18 protein-coding genes are annotated in these 23,125 nt (G+C 59.4%); 6 read left to right on the top strand and 12 right to left on the bottom strand.

All coding sequences use genetic code 11. The annotated features are described in order from the left end of the window. Positions 1-32 precede the first annotated feature (32 nt). A complete protein-coding gene (locus tag A8O26_RS25790; protein WP_064120486.1) occupies positions 33-1,169 on the bottom strand; it encodes an acyl-CoA dehydrogenase family protein in 1,137 nt (378 codons plus the stop codon). A gap of 250 nt (positions 1,170-1,419) precedes the next feature. On the opposite strand from A8O26_RS25790, the gene A8O26_RS25785 reads away from it, so the two are divergent. Further along, on the top strand, positions 1,420-2,316 hold the full coding sequence (locus A8O26_RS25785) for a GlxA family transcriptional regulator (protein WP_172828211.1): 897 nt from the start codon (positions 1,420-1,422) through the stop codon (positions 2,314-2,316). Positions 2,317-2,496: 180 nt separating this feature from the next. Here the strand turns inward: A8O26_RS25785 and zapE are convergent, their stop codons facing one another. From zapE to A8O26_RS25770, 3 genes are all read right to left on the bottom strand, one after another. Next, positions 2,497-3,591, bottom strand: coding sequence for a cell division protein ZapE (gene zapE / locus A8O26_RS25780; RefSeq protein WP_053123668.1), 1,095 nt, complete (start codon positions 3,589-3,591; stop codon positions 2,497-2,499). 90 nt (positions 3,592-3,681) lie between these two features. After that, positions 3,682-5,037, bottom strand: a complete 1,356-nt coding sequence (locus A8O26_RS25775; RefSeq protein ID WP_064120484.1) for a tryptophan--tRNA ligase — start codon at positions 5,035-5,037, stop codon at positions 3,682-3,684. Positions 5,038-5,061: 24 nt separating this feature from the next. Continuing rightward, entirely contained in the window at positions 5,062-5,691 is a 630-nt protein-coding gene (locus tag A8O26_RS25770; protein WP_064120508.1) for an alpha/beta hydrolase, read from the bottom strand. A 144-nt stretch (positions 5,692-5,835) separates the two neighbouring features. On the opposite strand from A8O26_RS25770, the gene A8O26_RS25765 reads away from it, so the two are divergent. Next, positions 5,836-6,270: a YhcB family protein gene (locus tag A8O26_RS25765; protein ID WP_007917055.1), complete on the top strand. Its 435-nt coding sequence runs from the start codon at positions 5,836-5,838 to the stop codon at positions 6,268-6,270. A 250-nt stretch (positions 6,271-6,520) separates the two neighbouring features. On the opposite strand, the gene A8O26_RS25760 is transcribed toward A8O26_RS25765, so the two are convergent. Both A8O26_RS25760 and A8O26_RS25755 read right to left on the bottom strand, forming a co-directional pair. Beyond that, the gene (locus A8O26_RS25760) at positions 6,521-7,258 is read right to left on the bottom strand and encodes an OmpA family protein (protein ID WP_064120483.1); all 738 of its coding nucleotides are present in this window, start codon (positions 7,256-7,258) and stop codon (positions 6,521-6,523) included. A 117-nt stretch (positions 7,259-7,375) separates the two neighbouring features. Next, the gene (locus tag A8O26_RS25755; protein ID WP_064120482.1) at positions 7,376-8,020 is read right to left on the bottom strand and encodes an MBL fold metallo-hydrolase; all 645 of its coding nucleotides are present in this window, start codon (positions 8,018-8,020) and stop codon (positions 7,376-7,378) included. Between the two features lie 318 nt (positions 8,021-8,338). Between A8O26_RS25755 and A8O26_RS25750 the strand changes: the two genes are divergently transcribed. After that, positions 8,339-9,760, top strand: a complete 1,422-nt coding sequence (locus A8O26_RS25750; protein WP_064120481.1) for a M10 family metallopeptidase — start codon at positions 8,339-8,341, stop codon at positions 9,758-9,760. A gap of 106 nt (positions 9,761-9,866) precedes the next feature. Here the strand turns inward: A8O26_RS25750 and A8O26_RS25745 are convergent, their stop codons facing one another. From A8O26_RS25745 to A8O26_RS25725, 5 genes are all read right to left on the bottom strand, one after another. After that, complete coding sequence (locus A8O26_RS25745) at positions 9,867-12,602, bottom strand: LuxR C-terminal-related transcriptional regulator (protein ID WP_064120480.1); 2,736 nt, start codon at positions 12,600-12,602, stop codon at positions 9,867-9,869. Positions 12,603-12,777: 175 nt separating this feature from the next. Beyond that, on the bottom strand, positions 12,778-14,142 hold the full coding sequence (locus A8O26_RS25740) for a DUF1329 domain-containing protein (RefSeq protein ID WP_064120479.1): 1,365 nt from the start codon (positions 14,140-14,142) through the stop codon (positions 12,778-12,780). A gap of 27 nt (positions 14,143-14,169) precedes the next feature. Continuing rightward, positions 14,170-16,059: a DUF1302 domain-containing protein gene (locus A8O26_RS25735; protein WP_064120478.1), complete on the bottom strand. Its 1,890-nt coding sequence runs from the start codon at positions 16,057-16,059 to the stop codon at positions 14,170-14,172. Positions 16,060-16,395: 336 nt separating this feature from the next. Beyond that, positions 16,396-18,078 carry a fatty acid--CoA ligase gene (locus tag A8O26_RS25730; protein ID WP_064120477.1) on the bottom strand — a complete coding sequence of 561 codons (1,683 nt, stop codon included), beginning with the start codon at positions 18,076-18,078 and terminating at the stop codon, positions 16,396-16,398. Between the two features lie 146 nt (positions 18,079-18,224). Further along, positions 18,225-19,409 carry an MFS transporter gene (locus tag A8O26_RS25725; RefSeq protein WP_064120476.1) on the bottom strand — a complete coding sequence of 395 codons (1,185 nt, stop codon included), beginning with the start codon at positions 19,407-19,409 and terminating at the stop codon, positions 18,225-18,227. Between the two features lie 85 nt (positions 19,410-19,494). Between A8O26_RS25725 and A8O26_RS25720 the strand changes: the two genes are divergently transcribed. Beyond that, entirely contained in the window at positions 19,495-20,259 is a 765-nt protein-coding gene (locus tag A8O26_RS25720) for an AraC family transcriptional regulator (protein ID WP_064120507.1), read from the top strand. Positions 20,260-20,378: 119 nt separating this feature from the next. Here the strand turns inward: A8O26_RS25720 and A8O26_RS25715 are convergent, their stop codons facing one another. Beyond that, positions 20,379-21,008: a LysE family translocator gene (locus A8O26_RS25715; RefSeq protein WP_064120475.1), complete on the bottom strand. Its 630-nt coding sequence runs from the start codon at positions 21,006-21,008 to the stop codon at positions 20,379-20,381. Positions 21,009-21,099: 91 nt separating this feature from the next. Here A8O26_RS25715 and A8O26_RS25710 point away from each other — a divergent pair, with 91 nt between their 5' ends. Next, positions 21,100-22,065 (top strand): 2-hydroxyacid dehydrogenase, encoded by a 966-nt coding sequence (locus A8O26_RS25710; RefSeq protein WP_064120474.1) that lies wholly within the window; start codon positions 21,100-21,102, stop codon positions 22,063-22,065. 32 nt (positions 22,066-22,097) lie between these two features. After that, positions 22,098-23,096, top strand: a complete 999-nt coding sequence (locus A8O26_RS25705) for a class I SAM-dependent methyltransferase (protein ID WP_064120473.1) — start codon at positions 22,098-22,100, stop codon at positions 23,094-23,096. The last annotated feature ends 29 nt before the right edge of the window (positions 23,097-23,125 follow it).

The raw sequence follows: 23,125 nt of genomic DNA, 5'->3' as shown, positions 1-23,125 counted from the left end.
GCTCGCGAAGAGGCCAGCCAATGCAGCGAAGATCAAAGCGAGCGCGCAATGATCTCCTTCATGATTTCATTGGTACCGGCATAGATCCGCTGCACGCGCGCATCCGCCCACGCCCGGGCCACCGGGTACTCCCACATGAAGCCGTAACCGCCATGCAACTGCACGCACTCGTCGAGCACCTTGCATTGCAGGTCGGTGCCCCAGTATTTCGCCATCGCCGCTGTCGGCACATCGAGCTTGCCTTGCAGGTGCAGTTCCAGACATTTGTCGACGAACACGCGGCCGATCTGAATCTCGGTGGCCATCTCCGCCAGCTTGAAGCGGGTGTTCTGGAAGTCGGCAATCGCTTTGCCAAAGGCCTTGCGATCACGGGTGTAATCCAGCGTCCACTGCAACGCGGCTTCAGCTGAAGCCAGCCCACCGATCGCTACCGTCAGACGCTCCTGCGGCAACTCCTGCATCAGATAGGCGAACCCGGCCCCGGCCTGCCCCAACAGATTTTCCTTCGGCACGCGCACATCCTGGAAGAACAGCTCCGAGGTGTCCTGCGCCTTCATGCCGACCTTCTCCAGGCGCTTGCCCTTCTCAAATCCCGGCGTATTCGCTTCGACCAGAAACAGACTGGTGCCCTTGGCGCCGGCCTTCGGATCGGTCTTGGCGACCACGATCACCAGATCAGCCAGAAAGCCGTTGGTAATGAACGTTTTCGAGCCGTTGATCACATATTCATCGCCGTCCAGCACAGCGGTGGTCTTCACGCCTTGCAGGTCAGACCCAGCACCCGGCTCGGTCATGGCGATGGCCGTGACCATCTCGCCCGAAACCAGTTTCGGCAGGTATTTGTGCTTCAGCGCCTCGCTGCCGTAATGCAGGATGTAAGGCGCGACGATGTCCGAATGCAGCGAGAAACCGATGCCGGTCAGGCCCAGTCGCCCGACCTCCTCGATCACCACGGCGCTGTAGAGAAAATCCGCGCCCAACCCGCCGTATTCTTCCGGCAAATGCGAGCAAAGCATCCCCGCCTCCCCGGCCTTGTTCCACAGTTTGCGGTCGATGTGGCCTTGTTTCTCCCATTGCGCGTGGAACGGCACGGCCTCCTTTTCGAGGAAGGTGCGTACGCTGTCGCGAAACAATTCGTGCTCGGAGCTGAACAAGGTTCTGGGGATCATGCGGCACCTTTCTTTGTTGTTGGAGGGAGATGAGCTTCAGAGACTAAGCCTCCCTTCTGACACGTGACACTGGACACATCCGACAAAAAATAAGACGATCCAGCCGTCTGGTGACCACTTTCCCTTATAAAAACAAAACAAAAGTTGAATTATGTCCAAGCACGTCTCCACGCCCTTGCGGCGCGTCAGCATCCTGGCAATCGACCGGGTTTTCGCTTCCACTCTCATGCAAGCCAAGGATTTCTTCCATCTGGCCAGCCTGCGTTATGGCAAACAACTGGGCCACGGCCTGACACCGGCGTTTGAAACGCGCCTGGTCAGCCCCGACGGCAAACCGGTGAACAGTTTCAGTGACGTGGTGATGCCGGTCGACGGCGGTCTGGAAAACGCCGACGTCATCATCCTCCCGGCGTTCTGGGACGACTTCGATACGCTGTGCGCCCGTTATCCACAGATCCTGCCGTGGCTGCGTGAGCAACATGCCCGTGGCGCGGTGTTGTGCGGCGAAGCCACCGGGGTGTTCTGGCTGGCCGAAGCCGGCCTGCTCAACGGCAAGGAAGCGACCACCTACTGGCGGTTCTTCAATGCGTTCGCCGAGCGTTTCCCCAAGGTCTACCTCAATCAGGACAAGCACCTGACCGACGCCGATAACCTGTACTGCGCCGGCGGCACCACCTCAGCCTGCGACCTCTACATTTATTTGATCGAGCGCTTTTGCGGGGCCAACGTCGCGCAGGCCGTGGCCCGCGACATTCTCTATGAAGTGCAGCGCAGCTATGCGCCGGGACGTATCGGGTTCGGCGGCCAGAAGCTGCATCAGGACGTGATCATCCTGCAGATCCAGCACTGGCTCGAAGAGCATTTTGCCGACAAGTTCCGCTTCGAAGACGTCGCCCGCGAGCACGGCATGAGCATCCGCAATTTCATGCGGCGCTTCCAGACCGCCACCGGTGACAAGCCCCTGCATTACCTGCAACGCCTGCGTATCGAGACGGCCAAGGGTTTGCTGTCCGGCAGTCGCAAGAGCATCAAGACCATCAGTTATGAGGTCGGCTACGACGACGCGAGTTTCTTTGCGCGGCTGTTCCGCCAGCACACTGAGCTGTCGCCGAATCAGTATCGGCAGCAGTTTCAGCAGGCTGCATAATTTTCCTGCAACAGCGCAATTCCAATGTGGGAGCGAGCCTGCTCGCGAATTCGGTTTCACATTCAACAAAATTGTTGGCTGACACACCGCCTTCGCGAGCAGGCTCGCTCCCACAGGGGTAATTCAGTGCGCATAAAAAAGGGCCTGCAATCGCAGGCCCTTTTTCTTTGCCGATTCTGTTTAAGGCTTGTGCGCCCGCGACAGGAATTCGTGCGATTGCATTTCCAGCAAACGGCTCAGCGTGCGCTGGAATTCGAAGTTCAGACGGCCGCCGGTGTAGAGATCCTTCAGCTCGACTTCAGCCGAAATGATCAGCTTGACGTTACGGTCGTAGAACTCGTCGACCATGTTGATGAAGCGGCGAGCGATGTCGTCGGTGGTGACGCTCATCTGCTCGACACCGCTGAGCAACACGGCGTGGAAGATCTTGCCCAGTTCGATGTAGTCGTTCTGGCTACGCGGGCCGTCGCACAGTTCGCGGAAGTCGAACCAGGCCACGTCATCGCAAGTACGCAGGGCACGAATCTCGCGGTTCTCGATCATCAGCACGTCGTTTTCGACCGCTGCAGTGCATTCCGGTGTCAGCGCGCGGAAGCTCTTGCGCAGGCTTTCGTGGGACGCCTCATCGAGCGGGAAGTGGAACAGCTCCGCTTGTTCGAGGTGACGCAGGCGATAGTCGACGCCGCTGTCGACGTTGACGATCTCGGTGTTCTGCTTGATCAACGCGATGGCCGGCAAGAAACGCGCACGTTGCAGACCGTCCTTGTAGAGACCGTCCGGGACGATGTTCGAGGTCGCGACCAGGGTCACACCGTTCTTGAACAGCTCTTCCATCAACGTGCCGAGGATCATCGCGTCGGTGATGTCGGAGACGAAGAATTCATCGAAGCAGATCACCCGCGACTCGTCGGAGAAACGCTTGGCGATGATGGTCAGCGGGTTTTTCTCGCCGCCGAGGGTTTTCATTTCTTCGTGTACGCGCTTCATGAAGCGGTGGAAGTGGGTGCGGGTCTTTTCCTTGAACGGCAGCGCTTCGAAGAAGGTGTCGACCAGGTACGTCTTGCCGCGACCTACGCCGCCCCAGAAATACAGACCTTTGACCGGCGTCTGATCCTTTTTGCCAAACAGTTTGCTCAGCAGACCCGGCTTGTTCTGATCGGCGGCGATCAGATCGTCGTACAGGCGCTGCAAATGACGCACAGCAGTTTCCTGCGCGGCGTCATGGAAGAAGTCCGGGCGTTTCAGATCAGCTTGGTATCGTTCTAGGGGCGTCATAATTCGTTAGCAAGGCAACAAAAACGGGCCGTCACTGTAGCGACGGCCCGTGGGAATGGCAATCGGCCCTTGGTCGGACCGTGCCGCCGATTAGTCCTGAACCGGGGTCAGCGCAACGCGCAGCGCCTCGATGGCCGCGTCCCGCGCAGCAGCGTCGGCGAACGCCGGGCTGTCGCCGACGCACTCACCTTCGAGCCAGACGCTGAAGCTCAGGTCTTCGCTGCGCACGTCCAGTGGCTGGCCGGATTGCAGTTGTTTGGTTACCTGGCCTGCGGTTTTGCCATCGGCGAAGTTACGCGACAGCAGCAGTTGCTCGCCATCAGCCGCCAGCAAACGGAAACGGAAGCTGCCGTCGTCTTCGCGGAAGCTGACAAAACGTGCGGCTTTTGCGGCTTTCTTCTTGGTCGTCGCGGCAACCTGAACCTGATTGACGAAGGAGCGAAGGCCAACCGCTTCACGCAGTTCGTTGAGGAACGGCGTTGCCACGGCGCGGGCCTTCTTGGCACCGATCTGCAGGATGTCTTCCAGATCTGCCGGACGCTCGATCAACTGGTGATACTTGTCGCGAGCCTCGCCGAGATCGTTGTCGAGCAATTGAAACAGACGATTCTTCGCCTCGCCCCAACCCAGACCGCCGAGCAGTTCGCTGCGGAATTCGTCAGCCTGCACCGGCGTGGCGAAGGCCTGGAACAGGGTGAACAGGTGCGAGTTGTCCGGATCTTTCGCTTCGCCTGGTGCTTTGGAGTCAGTGACTATCCGCGAGATCGCGTCCTTCATCTCTTTAGCGCTGGAGAACAACGGGATGGTGTTGTCGTAGCTCTTCGACATCTTGCGACCGTCGAGGCCCGGCAATGTCGCCACGCTTTCTTCGATCAGCGCTTCGGGCATGGTGAAAAATTCTTTGCCTTGACCGAACAGATGGTTGAAACGCTGGCCGATGTCGCGGGCCATTTCCACGTGCTGGATCTGGTCACGACCGACCGGTACCTTGTGCGCGTTGAACATCAGGATGTCCGCGGCCATCAGCACCGGGTAGCTGTAGAGGCCCATGGTGATGCCGGCATCCGGGTCCTCACCGGTTTCAACGTTCTTGTCCACCGACGCCTTGTAAGCGTGCGCACGGTTGAGCAGGCCCTTGGCGGCAACGCAGGTCAGCAGCCAGGTCAGCTCAGGGATTTCCGGGATGTCGGACTGGCGGTAGAAGGTCACGCGGTCGACATCGAGGCCACCGGCCAGCCAGGTCGCGGCGATTTCCAGACGCGAGCGCTGGATGCGCAGCGGGTCATCGCATTTGATCAGGGCGTGGTAGTCGGCCAGAAAGTAGAACGAATCGGCATTGCTGTCGCGGCTGGCAAGGATCGCCGGGCGGATGGCGCCGGCGTAGTTGCCCAGGTGCGGCGTGCCGGTGGTGGTGATGCCGGTGAGGATACGGGTACGGTTCGTCATGGGTAATCGCTTGTCAGACTGCAATCAATTCGAGAGACGCGGCAGGATCAGATCCTTGAGATCGGTCAGCTTGCCATGAAAAAAGTGTCCGCATTCTGCCACTTTCAGCAGCTCATGGGGGCGCTGGAGTTGTTCCGACCAGTCGTAAACCAGTTGCGGGTCGATGACTTCGTCGGTTTCTGGCTGGATCACCGTGAGTTCACCCTGCTGCGGCAGTTGATCCTGCTCGCCCAGACGCATGACCGCCGGCGCGACCATGAACAGATGTTTCAGCTGCTCGCCCTGCGCTTCGAGACGACCGCCGAGACTTGCGGCAACAAATCCACCGAAGGAGAAACCGAACAGGGTCAGCGGCAGATCCGGGTGTTTCTCGCGCAACCACTTGGCGGCAGCCTGAGCGTCGTCGACCTCGCCGGTGCCCATGTCGTGGGAACCTTCGCTGGCACCGACGCCGCGATAGTTGAAGCGCAAGGTGATCAGGCCGGCATCGCGTGCGGTGCGCTGCAAGGTCGAGACGACCTTGTTGAGCATGGTGCCGCCCTGCACCGGGTTCGGATGGCAGATCAGCGCGATGCCGCGTGGCTGCTCGTTGTCCAGGTACAGAGACTCAAGTTGACCCACCGGGCCGTCAATCACTACAGGGGTTTCACGCATCAGCAAGGAAGGAACTCCGTGACCTCGAATCGGGTCGACTCGTCTAGCAAATTGTCTGTGCCAATCTATTGCGAGTGAATCGCGGTATACAGCGCAGGTTCGAGCCGTTAACGTAAAGCAAAGCCGTTTATAGAGGAAGGACTCGTGGAACACTCGCTCTTAGTTTGGTTGTTACCGACTCTTGCCCTGGTTGTGGGTGTCGCCATTGGATTCCTGATCGCGCGCGTTGCGCCGAACGCCGCGCCAAGCCGTACGCAGCGTCAACTGGATGATATCCAGGAGCGTTTCGACAGTTATCAAAACGAGGTGGTCACCCACTTCAACAGCACCGCGATGCTGGTCAAGAAACTGACCCAGAGCTATCAGGAAGTGCAGGATCATCTCGCCGAGGGCGCCAATCGTCTGGCCCTGGACGAGCAGACCCGCCAGCGCCTGATCGCTGCCCTGCACGCCGACGCGGCAGTGGCGCCACGTGAACGCCTGACGCCACCGCGCGATCAGGAACCACCGCGTGATTACGCGCCGAAGACCCCGAACTCGCCGGGCATGCTCGATGAGCATTATGGTTTGAAGAAGTAATCAGCCTTCGCTGATAAAAAAGCCCCCGGACAATTCGGTTGTCCGGGGGCTTTTTTGTATCTGCAATCTTCGGTGTTTGTAATGGCCCCTTCGCGAGCAGGCTCGCTCCCACAGGGTTAGATGTGGAACACAAATCTTGTGTACACCATCAATACCTGTGGGAGCGAGCCTGCTCGCGAAGAGGCCGGCACAGGCCAAACAAAAAAATGCCCGATCAGCGGATCGGGCATTTCTTCATTCAGCCATTCCGTTACGGATACTGCTGAACCGTACCCGGCTGCGGTTGCTGCTGACCACCGTACTGCTGGCCCGGAATCGCTTTCAGGTTGACTTCAACCCGACGATTCTGCGCCCGGCCATTCACATCACCGTTGCTGGCAATCGGGTTATCCGGGCCGGCGCCACGCGCCGACAGGTTGGCACCGCTGACGCCTTGCGAGGTCAGGTAGGTCGCTACGCTCTGCGCACGACGCTGCGACAGGTCCATGTTGTGCTGACGGCTGCCGGTGCTGTCGGTGTAGCCGACGATTTCAATCTGGTTCTGACTGAACTCTTTCAGCGAGCCCGCGAGGTTGTTCAGCGGCTGATAGAAGCTGGGAGCGATGTTCGCTGAATCGGTAGCGAAGGTGATGTTGCCCGGCATGATCAGCTTGATCTGATCGCCCTGGCGCTGCACTTCAACGCCGGTGTTGGCCATGCTCGCGCGCAGTTTCTTTTCTTGCTGGTCGGCGTAATAACCGTAACCGGCAGCGGATGCACCCACCACGGCGGCGCCGATCAAGGCCCCTTTGCCGCGGTTGTTGTGGTCGATGGCAGCACCGGCGAGCGCACCGGCCAGAGCGCCGAGGCCGCCGTATTTGGCGGTTTTGCTCATGCCTTGAGAGCCGCTGTCAGCCTGGCCTTGATTGTCATACGGGTTAGGCGAGGCGCAGCCGGACAGCAAGGCCACGGCAGTAGCGACAATAATCAAACGACGCGTGGTGAACATGAGGAGCTCCTACTGTTTCTGCATTTTTTGGTGCAGCGGTCGTTTGGCAATAAACCTCTGCGGGCGTTGGATCATGACTATGCGCAAAAATTCCGCCGCACACTCGTGACAAAATATTTAGGCCCGCACGAAAGGATTTTCGCGCATCTCATCGCCCAGACGCGTATCCGGACCATGCCCGGCAATGACCGTAGCGTCTTCGTCCAGGGTGTACAGCCGCTGCTTGATCGAACGCACGATGGTCGCCTGATCACCGCCCCACAAGTCCGTGCGTCCTACTCCGCGACGAAACAGCGTGTCGCCGGCAATCAACAGCTTAGCCTCGGAAAACCAAAAGCTCATGGAACCGGGTGTATGCCCCGGCGTGTGCAGCGCGACGCCGCAACCACAGGCCAGCTCTTCATCGTCGCTCAACCAGCGATCTGGCGAAGGCACAGGCGTATAAGGCACACCGAACATCTGGCATTGCATCTCAAGGTTGTCCCAGAGGAACTGATCTTCTTTATGCAGATGCAGGGTCGCGCCAGTCTTTTCCTTCATCTGCCCGGAAGCCAGGAAATGATCGAGGTGCGCGTGGGTATGAATGATGCTGACCACCTTCAAACCAAGAGCATCAAGACGCGCCATGATCAGATCGGGGTTGCCGCCCGGATCGACGACGATGGCTTTTTTCGTGATCGGGTCGCCGATGATGGTGCAGTTGCACTGAAGCGGTCCGACGGGGAAGGTTTCGCGGATGAGCGCTGAATTCGGAACGGTCATAGGGATCCTGAACTAAAGGCATGAAGGTGACTTCAAGATTCTACTTCACACGCCGATACATATCGCCCGGTCAGTTTTTTGACGCCATCAATCGGAAAATAGTGGCTATATAATGTCAAAGCTGTTTTTTTTCGTGCAAAATCAAACCTTGTAGCGGCCACATTTCGGGAAGGGCCGCAGCCTAATTCAGGAATTCTTCATGCCACGCCCTACTGGTACACCGACACCTGGTCCGCTTCATTGACAGGGGTAGCTCCTGTCGACAGCCTCATTTCCGGCTATAAATGGGAAAGCACCAAGTGGTATTCCCCGAATGCAGTGACCAGTCTTACTTACAGCTTCGTCGTGCCAGGTGTTTCTGTATTTGCGATCAACTACAGCGCCGATAACGAGTACAAAGCGGCCTATGCTCTGACAGGCGCGCAGCAGTTGGGCGTTATGAGTGCGCTGGACACGTGGTCGGCCGTAGCCAACATCACCTTCCAACTCACCACTGAAACGTCTAACAGCGTAGGCGACATGCGTTTCGGCGGCTACTCGCTTCTGGATGCCGACTCGGCAGCATGGGCGTATACGCCCTCCGAGCCCCCCAACGGTGGCGATGTCTGGATCGGGCCGAATACCAACGATCCTGCGCCCGGCAAAGGTACCTACGACTTCATGACATTTGTCCATGAGATCGGTCATGCCATTGGGCTGAAACATCCGTTCACACCGTCCAGCAACAACAAGTTAACCCTTGATTCGTCACTCGATGACGTCGCTTTCACCGTCATGAGTTACAACAACAATTATTCTTATCTGCCGACCACGCCGATGGTACTCGACATCCTGGCGATACAGAGTCTTTACGGCATCAACAGCTATTGGATGACCGGCAACAACAATTATTCATGGGCGCCCAACCAGTCTATTTTCGAGACTATCTGGGATGCCGGCGGCAACGACACGATTGACGCCAGTAACCAACTTGTAGCCGTGTCGATCAACCTCAATGAAGGTCAATACAGCAAAATCGGCAAGGTATTTACCGACCAAGGTGGCAACGACTTCAACCAGGGCCTGGCGATTGCCTACGGTGCCAAAATCGAAAACGCCACTGGCTCCAACTTCGATGACACTTTGACCGGTAACTCGCTGGACAACTTCCTGAACGGCTTGGCCGGCGCCGACACCATGATTGGCGGAGCAGGCAACGACACTTACATTGTCGACAACATCGGCGACGTGGTGACCGAAACCGGCACCTCGCTTTCGGAAATCGATACCGTTTACTCGTATGTTGACTACACCCTGGGAGCCAACGTCGAGGTTCTGACCCTCGTCGGCGCGGCCACCAAGGGCACAGGTAACGCGCTGAACAATGCCATTTACGGCAATGCCGGCAATAACATTCTGGACGGCGGTGCGGGTATCGATACCCTCACCGGTGGCGCCGGTGCCGATACCTTTGTGTTCAGCTCACGCAGTGACATGGGCCTGGGCATCAACCGTGATGTCATCACCGACTTCAACAGTCTGCAGGGTGACAAGATCGACCTGACGAAATTTGATGCCAATCTGCTGCAAGGCGGCATGGACGCCTTCACCTTCATCGGCGCCAATGACTTCACCGGTGCCGGTCAATTGCGTTTCGTCGATCACGTGCTGTCGGGTAATGTCAGCGGCAATGTCGGCGCGGACTTTGAAATCCAGCTGGTCGGTGTGAACAGCTTCAGTGCCAACGATCTGGTGGCCTGACGCTTATCGCACACGCATGACCCGGTCTGCAGAATGGACCGGGCACCACAAAACAAACGCCCCGACTGGTTCGGGGCGTTTGTTTTTCAGCATGCAGCGCTTTTGTTCAACTCAGTACGCCCAGCGCCTTGGCGCGCGCCACGGCCTGCGTACGCCGCTCGACCCCCAGTTTGCTGTTGATATGGCTGGCATGGGTTTTCACCGTGTGCAGCGAAATGAACAGTTGCTCGCTGATTTCCTGATTCGAACACCCTTGAGCAATCAATCGCAGGACTGCCAGTTCTCGACTGCTCAACTGCTCAGTTGCTGAACACTCGACGGTGGGGCGGACCTCGGTCGCCGGAAAGAGCTCCAGCAATTGTTGCCCGACCGGATGTTGCGAGATCAGCGTCAGTTGTCCGCGCATCCAGTGCGGATGCTCCTTGAACAAGCCATCAAACGGTTGCAGCACGCCGCCATTGGCAGCCTCCAGTGCCTGAGCCAGCACCTTGCGAGCTTCCGGTTCACGAGCGGTCGCCAGCAGCAACGCCACTTTTTGCGTCAACGCCATCACACTGAGCAACTGCCGTCCGGTTTGCTGACCGTTTTCATGCAGCACAGTCAAGCGCCCTTCAGCGAGCATCGGTTGCCCTTGAATCATGTCGAGCAGTGCCTGCTGCAATTCGACATGCAACGGCAATTGCGGATGAAACTCCGGCGCCGCTGCCGCGCGCTCACCGGTATAGGTTTGCCCGAGTCGCGCCAACCATGCTTCGGCCAGATCAGTGCGCCCCTGCGCCAGCCACAATTCGCATTTGACCAGCGTGATCATCGCCAGATAGTAAATCGGTGGCACGTCCCAGATGTGCATCAGGCGCTCGGCTTCGGCCAGCTCGGCGAAGGCCTTGGCGAACTCGCCAGCGGCGCCGTCCAGCCTGGCGATCACGCAATGACCGATCAACACGCTGATGTCCCGGCAGGCTCGGGCTTCACCGATCCCCGCGAGCAGACGCACACGCGCGGCCTGCGGCTGCAAACGCATCGCCAGCAGAAACCCTTCATACAACGTCAAGCGCGCACGCACCGCGTACAACCGTTGTGCAGACAAGCCGCGCAAGCGCTCCAGGCCCTGATGCACTTCATCCAGCGCCCGGACGATCTCGCCACGCGATTGCAGAACCCGCGCACGGTCGTAATGTGCCAGCGCCTCGAACAACGGATTGCCGACGCGCTGCGCCAGCTCCAGCGACTCGCGATTCAAGCCGCGAGCGCGCCACAAATCGCCATCGGCAATGGCCAGATTGGACAACGTCGACAGACACATCAGCCGCTGACCGTAACGCTTGGCCGGCAGGCTTTCGAGGGCTTCACTGCAATAACGCAAGGTCAGTTCGCGATGGCCACGGCCACGAGCAATGATCCCGCTCAGCGCCAGCCATTGGGCCAGCATCGACTTCTGCGCCGTCGCCGAGGGTGCGGGCAGAAAGCGGCTCAAATGGCTGGACAGTTCTTCGGCAGCATCGAGCTGACACGCCAGCCCCAGCGCCCAGCTGTACAACACAATCAAACGCGGCGTGCTGATCAGCAGGCTGTCAGGCAAGTCCATTTTCCAGCGCAATAACATGCCGACATTCTGCTCGGCGAGCAGTTGCTCCTCGGACAGGTTCTGCACCAGATTGGCTGCCACATCGAGATGGCCTGCGCGTAACGCCTGTTCCACAGCCTCATCCAGCAGGCCTTGGGCATTGAACCAGCGACAGGCGCGCAAGTGCAGCGTGGCCGTCGGCACCAGCGCCTGGGCAAAGGGTCGGCTGCGCAATAAATCCGAGAACAGATGGTGATAGCGATACCAGTGCCCGTGCTCGTCCAGCGGCACCAGAAAGACCTGATGCGCGAGCAGGAAACGCAGAATCTCGGCGCTGTCATGGGCTTCGCGCACGGCGTCGCACAGTTCACTGCAAAAGCGTTCTTGCGGGGCCGTGTCGTAGAGAAACGCCTGCACTTCCGGCGGCAGGCAATCGATGACTTCTTCGAGCAGGTAATCGCGAATCAGCCCTTCCCCACCATTCAGCGCCTGCGGTAAAGCAGCCTCGCTGCCGGCTTCGGCCACCGCCAACAACCAGAAACGCAACCCGGCGACCCAGCCTTCGCTGCGCTGGATCAGATTTTCCAGCGCTTCGCCGCGCAGTGAGGTGCTGTGGCGATCAAGCAAGGTAAAGGCTTCGTCACGGGTCAGGCGCAGATCCTGCTCGTGCAGTTCGAGCAACTGTCGCGACAGCCGCAAGCGCGCCAGATGCCAGTCCGGGCGCTGGCGACTGGTGACCATCACCAGCAAGCCGTCAGGCAAGTGATTGAGGAAAAATTGCAGGCAACGGTCGAGTACCGGGCCTTGGGCAAGATGGTAATCGTCCAGCACCAATAGCAGCGGCGCGCCGGGATCGAGGTGCAGGGTCAGTTCATCGAGCAAGCCGTCGAGCCATTCTTCAAAGGCAAACGGCTGATGACGTTGACGCATTTTCAGCAGGCCGAGTGCGCGACTGCCCAGTTGCGGAAAGTAGTCCTGCAAGCCTTCGAGCAAACGCTCGAGAAAGCGTCCGGGATCACTGTCACGCGGGCTCAACCCCAGCCACAGACTTTGCCAGTGCACCGGCAAACTCTGACAGAACTCCACCGCCAGCGAACTCTTGCCGAACCCCGCCGGGGCGCTGACCAGCAACAGGCGTCCACCGAGCCCGGCTTGCAGGCGCTCGCAAAGGCGTGGGCGCAACACGTATCCATCCGGTAACGGCGGGCGAAAAAAACGCCCGTCCAATGCCGTGACGGCAACGCTTGCGGGACCCGGAAGTGGGGACAGATCAGTCATGGCCGGCTCTTGTTTGAATGGCTATTGGCGGCATTGCAGATGTCCGCAGACTAGCCTTAAACGAACCGGTTATGAAGGTTGCTGCTACAAATGGCTACAAAAAGGCTACAGGCAAAAAAACGCCCCGAACCGGTCGGGGCGTTTTCACGAGGATTCGGCCTCGGGTTACAGCAGGTTAGCGAACACCGTCCTGACGCAGAGCGGCCGGGGTGAAATCGCTGGTGGTGGCGGTGAAGCCGAAGTCATACGCCTGCTTCTCTTCGTTCTTCATGCCCAGTGCCAGGTAACGGCCGGACTGCAGGTCGTAGAGGGTTTCGAGGGCATACCACGGCACTTGCTTGTCGTAGTAGTTCTCGGCATGCGCCTCGGCCACACGCCACAGTTGGCCACGACCGTCGTAGTGGTCGATCACGGCGGCTTGCCAGGTGTCTTCGTCAATGTAGAAGTCACGTTTGGCGTAGATGTGGCGCTGACCTTCCTTCAGGGTTGCCACCACATGCCAGACGCGACGCAGCTCGTAACGCGCCAGATCCTGGTTGATGTGGCCGGCCTTGATGATGTCGGCGTATTTCAGTTTCGGATCGTCGAGCTTGTAACTGTCGGAGGCGATGTACATCTCTTTCTTGCCTTCGAGCTTCCAGTCGTAGCGATCCGGTGCACCGTTGAACATGTCGAGGTTGTCGGAGGTACGCAGACCGTCAGCCGCCGTACCCGGGCCGTCATAAGACACTTGTGGCGCCCGACGCACACGACGCTGACCGGCGTTGTAGACCCACGCCGAACGTGGCTCCTTCACTTGGTCGAGTGTCTCGTGCACCAACAGCACACCACCGGCCAGACGCGCCGGCGCGGTCACTTTCTGCTTGAAGTAGAACAGGATGTTGCCCGGATTTTTCGGGTCGTAGTCCTTCATCTTGTCGCGGAACACGAACTGATCCTGGAAGTACACCAGGCTGAACGAGCCGTTCGGCTGAGGTGTGGCCTGGGTCACCAGACGGGTCACGCTGCCGCCGCGATAGCGGGTGATGTGGTTCCAGATCACTTCCACACCGCTTTTCGGAATCGGGAACGGTACGGCGGTTTCGAAGTTTTCCAGACCGTTGCCGCCGGACACCAGATTGGTGGTGGTAGCGTTTTTCTTGATCGCGGCGAATACGTCATCCGGCACGGTCGCACCGCGATGGGACGGATAGACCGGCATCTTGAAGGTGTCCGGGTAGCGCTTGAACATCGCGTACTGGCCTGGCGCGAGCTTGTCCTTGTACTTGTCGACATCCTTTGCCGTGATCGTGAACAGCGGCTGCTCACTGGCATACGGATTGGACAGAAAACCTTTGCTGTCGACCGAACCGGCATTCTTCGGCAACGGTTTCCAGGCCGGGATCGAACCGTCGGCATTACCGGCCATTTCGGCGCCCATCGGGGTCAGGCTCTTGCCCAGCTTGTCGGCTTCGGCAGCAGGCACCGCGGCCATGACGCCGGTCGCCAGCAGCGACAGGCCCAGAACACCGGCGTGGAACAGACTCTTTGTTATTTTCATAAATTCGTTCGTCCTGAAATGCAGTGCTTAGAAGTTCACGCCGAAGCTGAGCGCAACGAAGTCGCGGTCATCCACGGTGGTGTACTTGCCGTCGAAGAAGTTGGTGTAAGCCAGGCTCGCGGTGTAGGTGTTCTGGTACTCGGCATCAACGCCCAGGCTGACGGCCTTGCGACCCTCTTCGAAGTTGCCGCCAGGGCCTGGCGAGTAACCGCTGACGTCGTGCGACCAGGCCACGTTCGGCTTGAGGTTCACACCGGCGAACACGTCGTTGTATTCCCAGATGGCGCGACCGCGGTAGCCCCAGGACATCGATGTGGTGAAGCCATCGTTGTCGCAATTGCGGCTACGGTTGTTCTGCGGCGATCCCGGGCCGGCACCATTGATGGTGCTGGCGTTGAGAATGTTGGCGCAGGTATTCACACCGCCAGTGGCCGGCAACTCACCCGGGCCATACACCGGATCGCGGCCATAACGCATGTCGGACCGGCTTTCCAGGCCACCGACGTAGGTCGCGCCGACTTCACCGACGAGGGTCAGACGACTGGCGCCCATGACCTGATCGAAGAAGTGCGTGAATGTCGTCTGGATCTGGGTAATTTCCTTGCGCTCGTAGCCATGCAGATCCTGGCCCGGCACGCCTGTGAGCAGCGAAGCGTTGGTCAGTGCGCCGCCCAGCGGACGCACGCCGGCGAACAGGATGTCGGTGGAGTTCAGTTGCACCGGTGCGTTCGGACGGTAGCTGATCTCACCGCTCCACGCCGTACCGGTAGGCAGGGTGGTGGAGAAGCTCAGACCGTAGAGACGAATGTCTTCAGGGTACTCAATGAAGTAGTTCGAGTTACCCGCGACCAGCAGGGGTGCGAGTGCTGCAAAAGGCCCCGGCAGCGCGCGTGCGGTGTTGTAGACCGATTGCGGCGCACCGGTGGCGCTGAAGATCGGCGCACGGCTGTGGTAGTTCATGAAGTAGGCGCCGAACTCGGTGTCGAGTGGCTCGTACATGTACTTGAAGGAGGCGCCCCACTGACCGCTGTCGCGGGCATCGCGATCCGGACCGCGGCGCACCAGCACGCCTTCTTCGTTGACGTTGACACCGTTGGCGGCCAATGGCCCCAAGGCGACGGCCGGGATTTGCGAGCGCTTGTTCAGCACGCGCAGGTTGTCGTTGCAACCGTCGGCAACGATGTCCGGCTGCGAGAAGAACGTACCGCAGTTATCGACGACGGTCTGGTCCCACTCCAACTGATAGAACGCTTCGGCCGAGAGGTTTTCGGTCAGGCTCTGTGACACGTAGAACATGTTGACCGGGATCAGGCCTTCCTTGATCTCGGCGCCCGGACGACGGAACGCGGACACGTCGATCGGGTTGATCGAGTTGATGCCGCCGCCGATGAAGGTACTTTCACCCCAGCTCACCACCTGCTTGCCCAGACGCACGGAACCCGGCTGATCGGCGATCGAATAGTTGTGGTAGACGAAGGCGTCGAGGATCTGCCCGCCGGAGGACTTGGCGCCCTCTTTACGGCCCGAATCGCTGATGTCCTTGAACTCGCGGCTTTCGTCCTTGAGTTCAAAGTCGTACCAGTATTTGCCACGGACAAACACGCCGGTGTCGCCGTATTTCAATTCAAGGTCATGGATACCCTTGAAGATCTTCGAAAAGGTTTCACCGCTCTTGAAGTTGGCGTGACCGTCATCGGATGTCTGCGACAGACCGTGGCCGCCGTTGTTGACGCCGATGAGGTTCTTGTTCGGGCTCTGAGTAGACCAACTGGCACCGATCGACAGGGACGAGTCGAACTGGCCCTCGATTTCACCGACGTTGAAACTGACGCCGAATGCAGGCCCGGCGAGCGAGGAGGCAAGACTGACCGCCAGAGGCAGTTTCGCCCGGCGCCAGAACTGGTTTACTGAGGTCATCGACGCTACTCCATGTGCATTATTGTTATGGCAGTGAGTACTTTTAAAAACGCTGAAGGACCGGGTGCCAGAGACAGCCCGACGTCACTCCAAAGATGCATCGCCCCGTTTTGTGCGTGTGCCCCGTTCTTAAAAATCCTTGAGCGGACTATAGCCAGCAGGTGGTACCGCTTGATCCCTCTAAAGTGTGATTTGCAGCCGCCAACCACTCTGGAACAGTCCTTTCGCCAGTCCGACACAAGTCGGCACGGCAAGGATGGCTGATTTTTTCGATTTCACAAGCCAAGCGCTTGCTTGGTGGGTCTGGCGCGCCGGTTTCGGCGCGCCAGCAGACACTTAAAGTGTCGAGAGGAAGGTGCTGTTGTTGGCCTGCCATTCGGTGATGTCGAGGCGGATGCGCTTCTTGTCGAGCTTGCCGACACTGGTCTTGGGAATTTCGGTAACAAGGGCAATCTGACTCGGAATCGCCCACTTGCTCAGGTGCCCCAATTCCACGAACGGCTTGAGGTGTTCCTTGAGCTCGCGCGCCCCGATCACGTGCCCTTCGCGGATCACCAGCAAGGCGAACGGACGCTCGCCCCACTGCGGATCGGCGATGCCCACCACTGCTACTTCGCGTACCGCGACGTGACGGCTGATCAAGTCTTCGAGGTCCAGCGAGGAGATCCATTCGCCGCCGGTCTTGATCACGTCCTTGATGCGGTCGCGGATATCGATCACGCCCATGCTGTCGAGCGTGGCGACGTCACCGGTGTGCAGCCAGCCGCCGGCCCAGAGCTCGGCGCCCTTCTGGGGTTCGTTGAAATAACCCTCGGTAAGCCATGGCGCACGCAGCACCAGTTCGCCCTGGGTTTCACCATCGGCCGGCAGGAAGTTGCCATCGCCGTCAACGATCGCCGCTTCCACCAGCGGCCCCGGCACGCCGGCCTTGATCCGGTAAGTGGTGCGTTCGTCTTCGGTGCCGGCCATCAGCTCATCGTTGAGGTGCGCGCAGGATACCAACGGCCCGGTTTCCGACATGCCGTAGGCGGCGGTGAGCTGGATGCCGCGCGCCTTGGCGGCTTCATACAAGGTGCGGTTGAGTGCGCTGCCACCGATGACAATTTTCCAGCCGCCGAAATCGGTGCCCTGCGCACCTTTGGCGTTAAGCAGCATTTGCAAAATGGTTGGCACGCAGTGGGAGAACGTGACCTTCTCTTTACGCCACAACTCCACCAGAAACTCCGGATCGTAGCGGCCCGGATAAACCTGTTTGAGCCCGAGCATGGTCGCCACATACGGCAGGCCCCAGGCATGCACGTGGAACATCGGCGTGATCGGCATGTACACATCGTTGGTGCCGAGCAGGCGCACGCTGTCGATCGAACCCATGATCGTCGACACGCCCATGGTGTGCAGCACCAGTTGCCGATGAGTGAAATACACGCCTTTCGGGTTGCCGGTGGTGCCAGTGGTGTAGAAGGTGGTGGCGACCGAGTTTTCGTCGAAGTCCTGGAAGTCGTACTGCGGGCTCGCGGCGGCCAGCAGTTGCTCGTACTCACCGACCAGATTCGGCAGCTCGGCGGTTTTTTCCGGCAGATCAGTCAGCAGCAGGGTTTTCTCGACCGTGGTCAGGTGCGGCGCGATCGCCAGATACAGGCCGACGAACTCGCTGTTGACCAGCACAAAACGGTCTTCAGCGTGGTTCATGGTGTAAAGGATCTGCTCCGGCGACAGGCGCACGTTGATGGTGTGAATCACCGCGCCAATCATCGGAATGGCAAACATGCATTCCAGGTAACGATGGCTGTCCCAGTCCATCACCGCCACGGTGTCACCGGCCTTCACACCGGCCGCCGTCAGCACGTTGGCCAGCCTTGCGACGCGCTCGATCAGCGTCGGGTAGCTATAACGCAACTGGTCACGGTAGATGATCTCGCGGGTTTTCTCGTAACGGGCGCCGGACATCAGCAGCCGTTTAATCAGCAATGGATACTGGTAGGCCCCATCGGCGGGGGGAATGACGCGAGTCTGCAACATAAGAATCCCTTTTCTGACTGCACGGTGTTGGCATAGAGATCGGTACTCTAGAACCCTTATACGCCAGCCAAATCAGCCAAAGGAATGATTTGCAGAGCCGTACAAATGCTAGCTTTGCGCCAGCATTTGCCGGAATTCGCCACCTGTCAGGCCGCTTGTCCTACAGCTTCCTCAGAAGGCGTGCGTGGGAAAACTACTGCCGCAAGGAAGGTCAGTGCGCCAAAACCCGCGAGAATCAAGTAAAGGCCCACAAAACCTTGGCGCGGTTCGACATAGGAAATCAGTGGAATCGCTGTCGCACTGGCACCGAACGATAAACAGTAACGCAGGGCAAACACCCGCGACTGCCATTGCGGCGCGACGAAATTGGCGACCATCGCATCATTCACCGTGACCTGACCGAAGACCACGAACATGAACGCTGCCCCGAGGGCAATCACCGCCCAGCCATCGGCATAAGCCAGCGCAAACAGTAACGGGGCCTGGCACAACGTCAGCACTACAAACGGCCATTTCAGGCTGATCCGGTGCAACACCCGACCGATGCTCAACTGCGCGACCGCACCAAAGGCATACGCCAGGCTGACCACCACACCAAGGGTTTGCGGCGAGGCGAACAGTTCATGCAAGCGCTCCTGAAACAGTTTCGGATAGGTCATGGTGGTGGCGTTGAACACCACGCCGCCAGTAGCGGTGGCCAGTGCCAGTACGCCAAATACCATGACCATGGAAATACGCTGGCCACCGGCACCTTTAAGCGCCGTGTGTGGGCGTTGCGGAATCGGCTCCTCGCGCACCTGCAAGGCAAAACCGATGCCAAGCACGATCGCCACTGCGCCCGGTACCAGAAACGCCGAGCGCCAACCGAATTGCGCCACCAACAGGCCGGTGACCAGCGCCGAAAACGCCACGCCGAGGTTACCCCACATGCCGTTGATGCCGATTTCGCGACCACGGTTCTGTGCGTAGGCGACCAGCATCGCGGTGCCCACCGGGTGATAAATCGCGGCAAAAATGCCGATCAGGGTCAGGCCGATCACCAGCATCGCCGGGCTGTTACTCAGGCCGGTCAAAATCGCCGAGGCACCGATGCCAAAGAAAAACACCAGCATCATCTGCCGCCGACTCCAGTGATCACCCAGCCAGCCGGCGGGGAGCGAGCAGGCGCCGAAGGCAATAAAACCACCCAACGACAAACCGATCAGCGTGGCGTAATCGAGGCCGAAGGCCTGGGTCATGCCGAGCACGGCAGCGGGGAAAATCAGCATGAACATGTGATCAATCACATGGGCAGCGTTGATGTAACGGATGACGTTTCTCGATTGATTCATGTCGGCACGCTTTACGTTGTGGTGTGCCGCTTATGCTAAGTTGGCCAAAAAGCGCATTCCTGCCAACCAAGTCATCGAATCAGACATGTTAATCAGCCATTTCGAACACGGCCCGGTCAGTGCCTATCCCCGGGATTACCTGGATGGCGCACATCAGCCGCTGCACCTGCATCGCGAGGCGCAACTGTTGTATGCCGTCAGCGGGATCATGCGCGTGGTCACCGCATCAGGCGCGTGGGTGATTCCACCGAGTCGTGCGGTATGGATTCCGCCCGAGGTGGCGCACGAGATTTTCATGAGTGGCGATGTGCAGATGCGCTCGCTGTTCATCGCGCCAGCGCTGTCGCCCGCCAGCCTGCAACAGTGCTGCGTATTGGCGGTGACGCCATTGCTGCGCGAACTGATCCTGCGTGCCGTGCAAGGACCGCCGCACGCCGACAATCCGCTGATTCAGCAGTTGATGCTCGAGGAACTCGCCAGCCTGGAAAACCTGCCGTTGCACATTCCGCTGCCCAGCGACCGGCGCCTGCAAAACATCTGTCTGGCGCTGCTGCACACCCCGGATCACCCAAACACGTTGGAAGACTGGGCACAGCAGGTCGGCGCCAGTTCACGGACCTTGGCGCGGCTGTTCCAGCAACAATTGCAGATGAGCTTCAATGCCTGGCGCCAGCAACTGCGCCTGATGGAAGCCCTGCCACGCCTGCTCGCCGGGGACAGCGTGCAGCGTGTGGCGCGGGATTTGGGTTATGGCAGCGCGCGGGCGTTCAGTGCGATGTTTTGCCGTTTGCTCGGGGAAAATCCCCGCGACTACGTCAATAACCTGAGCAAACTCAGCGAACTAGTGTAGGAATTCCACCTGTGGGAGCGAGCTTGCTCGCGAAAGCAATCTTCCAGTCACCTGTGATATCGACTGATCCGACGCCTTCGCGAGCAAGCTCGCTCCCACAACTTGATCGCAATCAGTCCTTAATGCATCTCGGTGAACGCGATTTTCACGCCGAGGGCGATCAACACCGCCCCCATGGTCCGGTCGAACCAGTGCCCCATGCGGGCGAACCCGGCCCGCACACGTTGCTGGCTGAACAGCATTGCCACCAGGCAGAACCAGATGGCCGTCGCAACGGCGAGGTAAACACCATAACCCGCCTGCACCGCCAGCGGCGTGTGCGGGTTGATCACCACGGTGAACAACGACAGGAAAAACAACGTGGCTTTCGGGTTCAGGCCATTGGTCACAAAGCCCGAAGTGAAGGCGCCACGCGCCGTGCGTACGCCGGCCTCTTTGTGCAGATCATCGGTCACGGTTTTCGCTGGTTGCGCACGCAGGGCCTTGAAGCCGATGTACAGCAAGTAGGCCGCCGCCGCCCACTTCAAGGCGTTGAACAGCACGATCGACTGCGACACGATCAGGCCGATGCCGAGCAGCGAATAACCGACGTGCAGGAAAATCGCCGTGCCGACACCGAGTGCCGTCCAGGTGCCGGCGCGACGCCCGTGGTTCACACTCTCGCGCACCACCACGGCAAAGTCCGGGCCGGGGCTGGCGACGGCCAGCAAGTGGATCAGTGCAACGGTCAAGAACTCGGTCCAGTACATGGGGGCTCCTTTCGGCCAAGCGTATCAATTTGTTTCATCTGGTAGGCTCGGCAGATTACGCCCAACGCTCAAAGCCTAAAAGGTACAGTTGATGACGAACACGCGCCGCGCGGTATTCCTTGATCACCCTTCGCTGGATCTCGGCGACCTCGACCTCAGTCCGTTGCGCGAGTGTTTCAGCGATCTGCAGTTGTTCGCCCAGACCTTGCCCGAGCAAGTCGCCGAACGCCTGCAAGGTGCAACGGTAGCCATCACCAACAAGATCCTGATCGACGCCGCCGCCATGGCCGCCAACCCCGATCTGAGACTGATCCTGATCACCGCCACCGGCACCAACAACGTCGACCTCGCCGCTGCCCGCGCTCAGGGCATCACCGTGTGCAACTGCCAGGGTTACGGCACGCCATCGGTGGCGCAACACACGATTATGTTGCTGCTCAATCTCGCCACGCGTCTGGCCGATTATCAGAAAGCCGTCGGCGCAGGTCGCTGGCAGCAAGCGAAACAGTTCTGCCTGCTCGACTATCCGATTGTTGAACTGCAAGGCAAAACCCTCGGTTTGCTCGGCCACGGTGAACTCGGCGGCGCTGTAGCGCGTTTGGCCGAAGCCTTCGGCATGCGGGTGTTGCTCGGGCAGATTCCGGGGCGCCCTGCTCGCCCGGATCGCCTGGCGCTGGAGCAACTGCTGCCACAAATCGACGCCCTTACCCTGCACTGCCCGCTGAATGAACACACCCGCCACTTCATCGGTGCGCGCGAGCTGGCGTCGATGAAACCCGGCGCCTTCGTGGTCAACACCGCCCGTGGCGGCTTGATTGATGAGCAGGCGCTGGCCGATGCTCTGCGCAACGGTCACCTTGGCGGCGCGGCCACCGATGTCTTGAGCGTCGAGCCGCCAAGCCAAGGCAATCCGTTGCTCGCGGCCGACATCCCGCGATTGATCGTCACGCCGCACAACGCCTGGGGCAGTGTTGAAGCGCGACAGCGCATCGTTGGCCAATTGACCGAAAACGCCCAGGCGTACTTCAGCGGTAAGGCGCTGCGGGTCGTCAGTTGATAAACTGCGGCACTTTTTTTTGAGGAGCAGTTATGGATCCGCGCAGTGAAGTACTGCTTCGTCAGCCCGAGTGGTTTCAAGGTTCGTTGTTGTTGGCCGGTTTGCCCGCCGATGATTTGCTCGGGCGTCTGCCCAATGCGTTCGGCTGGTGCTGGCATGCCGGCGATCAAGCGGCGCTGGACGCCCGCTTCGAAGGTCGCAGCTACTTCGGCGTAACCGTTCCGGAGCGCGAGTTCGACAGCGCCGTGGTGTTCTTGCCCAAGTCCAAGGACCTGACCGATTACATCCTCAACGCCGTGGCCTCACGTCTGGCCGGGCGCGAAGTGTTTCTGGTCGGAGAAAAACGCAGCGGCATCGAAGGCGCGTCCAAGCAGCTCAACCCGTTCGGCAAGCCACGCAAGCTCGACAGCGCGCGTCATTGCCAGCTCTGGCAAGTCACCGTAGCGAACGCCCCTGAAGCCAAATCGCTGGAAAGCCTGGCACAGACCTATGAACTGCCATTGGCCGAAGGCCCGCTGAAAGTCATCAGCCTGCCGGGCGTGTTCAGCCACGGTCGCCTCGATCGCGGCAGCGCTCTGCTGCTGGAGCATCTGGACAAACTGCCAAGCGGCCATCTGCTCGACTTCGGTTGCGGCGCTGGCGTGTTGGGCGCTGCGGTCAAACGTCGCTATCCGCACAATCAGGTGACGCTGCTCGATGTCGATGCATTCGCCGCCGCCAGCAGCCGTCTGACGCTGGCTGCCAACGGTCTGGAAGCTGTAGTGCTGACCGGGGATGGGATCGACGCTGCGCCGATGGGTTTGAACGCGATCCTGAGCAACCCGCCGTTTCATGTCGGCGTGCACACCGATTACTTCGCTACCGAAAATTTGCTGCGAAAAGCAGCCAAACATCTGAAAAATGGCGGCGAACTGCGCTTGGTGGCGAACAGCTTCCTCAAGTATCAACCACTGATCGAAGAGCATCTTGGCGTCTGCGCGATCAAGGCCGAAGGCAATGGTTTCCGGATTTACCGGGCCAAGCGCGGCTGAAACCTCTTTTAAAAAAGAGGCTTGCTCAA

Source organism: Pseudomonas fluorescens (genome assembly GCF_001648775.1).
Taxonomy (GTDB): Bacteria; Pseudomonadota; Gammaproteobacteria; order Pseudomonadales; family Pseudomonadaceae; genus Aquipseudomonas; species Aquipseudomonas fluorescens_M.
This window is presented reverse-complemented; position numbering and strand designations above follow the sequence as displayed.

What these genes read in the sequence shown, in the direction of transcription:
- A8O26_RS25755 (WP_064120482.1), bottom strand. Translation starts at nt 8,020, where the DNA reads ATGACCGTTCCGAATTCAGCGCTCATCCGCGAAACCTTCCCCGTCGGA.
- zapE (WP_053123668.1), bottom strand. Translation starts at nt 3,591, where the DNA reads ATGACGCCCCTAGAACGATACCAAGCTGATCTGAAACGCCCGGACTTC.
- A8O26_RS25770 (WP_064120508.1), bottom strand. Translation starts at nt 5,691, where the DNA reads ATGCGTGAAACCCCTGTAGTGATTGACGGCCCGGTGGGTCAACTTGAG.
- A8O26_RS25745 (WP_064120480.1), bottom strand. Translation starts at nt 12,602, where the DNA reads ATGACTGATCTGTCCCCACTTCCGGGTCCCGCAAGCGTTGCCGTCACG.
- A8O26_RS25790 (WP_064120486.1), bottom strand. Translation starts at nt 1,169, where the DNA reads ATGATCCCCAGAACCTTGTTCAGCTCCGAGCACGAATTGTTTCGCGAC.
- A8O26_RS25720 (WP_064120507.1), top strand. Translation starts at nt 19,495, where the DNA reads ATGTTAATCAGCCATTTCGAACACGGCCCGGTCAGTGCCTATCCCCGG.
- A8O26_RS25740 (WP_064120479.1), bottom strand. Translation starts at nt 14,142, where the DNA reads ATGAAAATAACAAAGAGTCTGTTCCACGCCGGTGTTCTGGGCCTGTCG.
- A8O26_RS25735 (WP_064120478.1), bottom strand. Translation starts at nt 16,059, where the DNA reads ATGACCTCAGTAAACCAGTTCTGGCGCCGGGCGAAACTGCCTCTGGCG.
- A8O26_RS25775 (WP_064120484.1), bottom strand. Translation starts at nt 5,037, where the DNA reads ATGACGAACCGTACCCGTATCCTCACCGGCATCACCACCACCGGCACG.
- A8O26_RS25725 (WP_064120476.1), bottom strand. Translation starts at nt 19,409, where the DNA reads ATGAATCAATCGAGAAACGTCATCCGTTACATCAACGCTGCCCATGTG.
- A8O26_RS25760 (WP_064120483.1), bottom strand. Translation starts at nt 7,258, where the DNA reads ATGTTCACCACGCGTCGTTTGATTATTGTCGCTACTGCCGTGGCCTTG.
- A8O26_RS25715 (WP_064120475.1), bottom strand. Translation starts at nt 21,008, where the DNA reads ATGTACTGGACCGAGTTCTTGACCGTTGCACTGATCCACTTGCTGGCC.
- A8O26_RS25705 (WP_064120473.1), top strand. Translation starts at nt 22,098, where the DNA reads ATGGATCCGCGCAGTGAAGTACTGCTTCGTCAGCCCGAGTGGTTTCAA.
- A8O26_RS25730 (WP_064120477.1), bottom strand. Translation starts at nt 18,078, where the DNA reads ATGTTGCAGACTCGCGTCATTCCCCCCGCCGATGGGGCCTACCAGTAT.
- A8O26_RS25710 (WP_064120474.1), top strand. Translation starts at nt 21,100, where the DNA reads ATGACGAACACGCGCCGCGCGGTATTCCTTGATCACCCTTCGCTGGAT.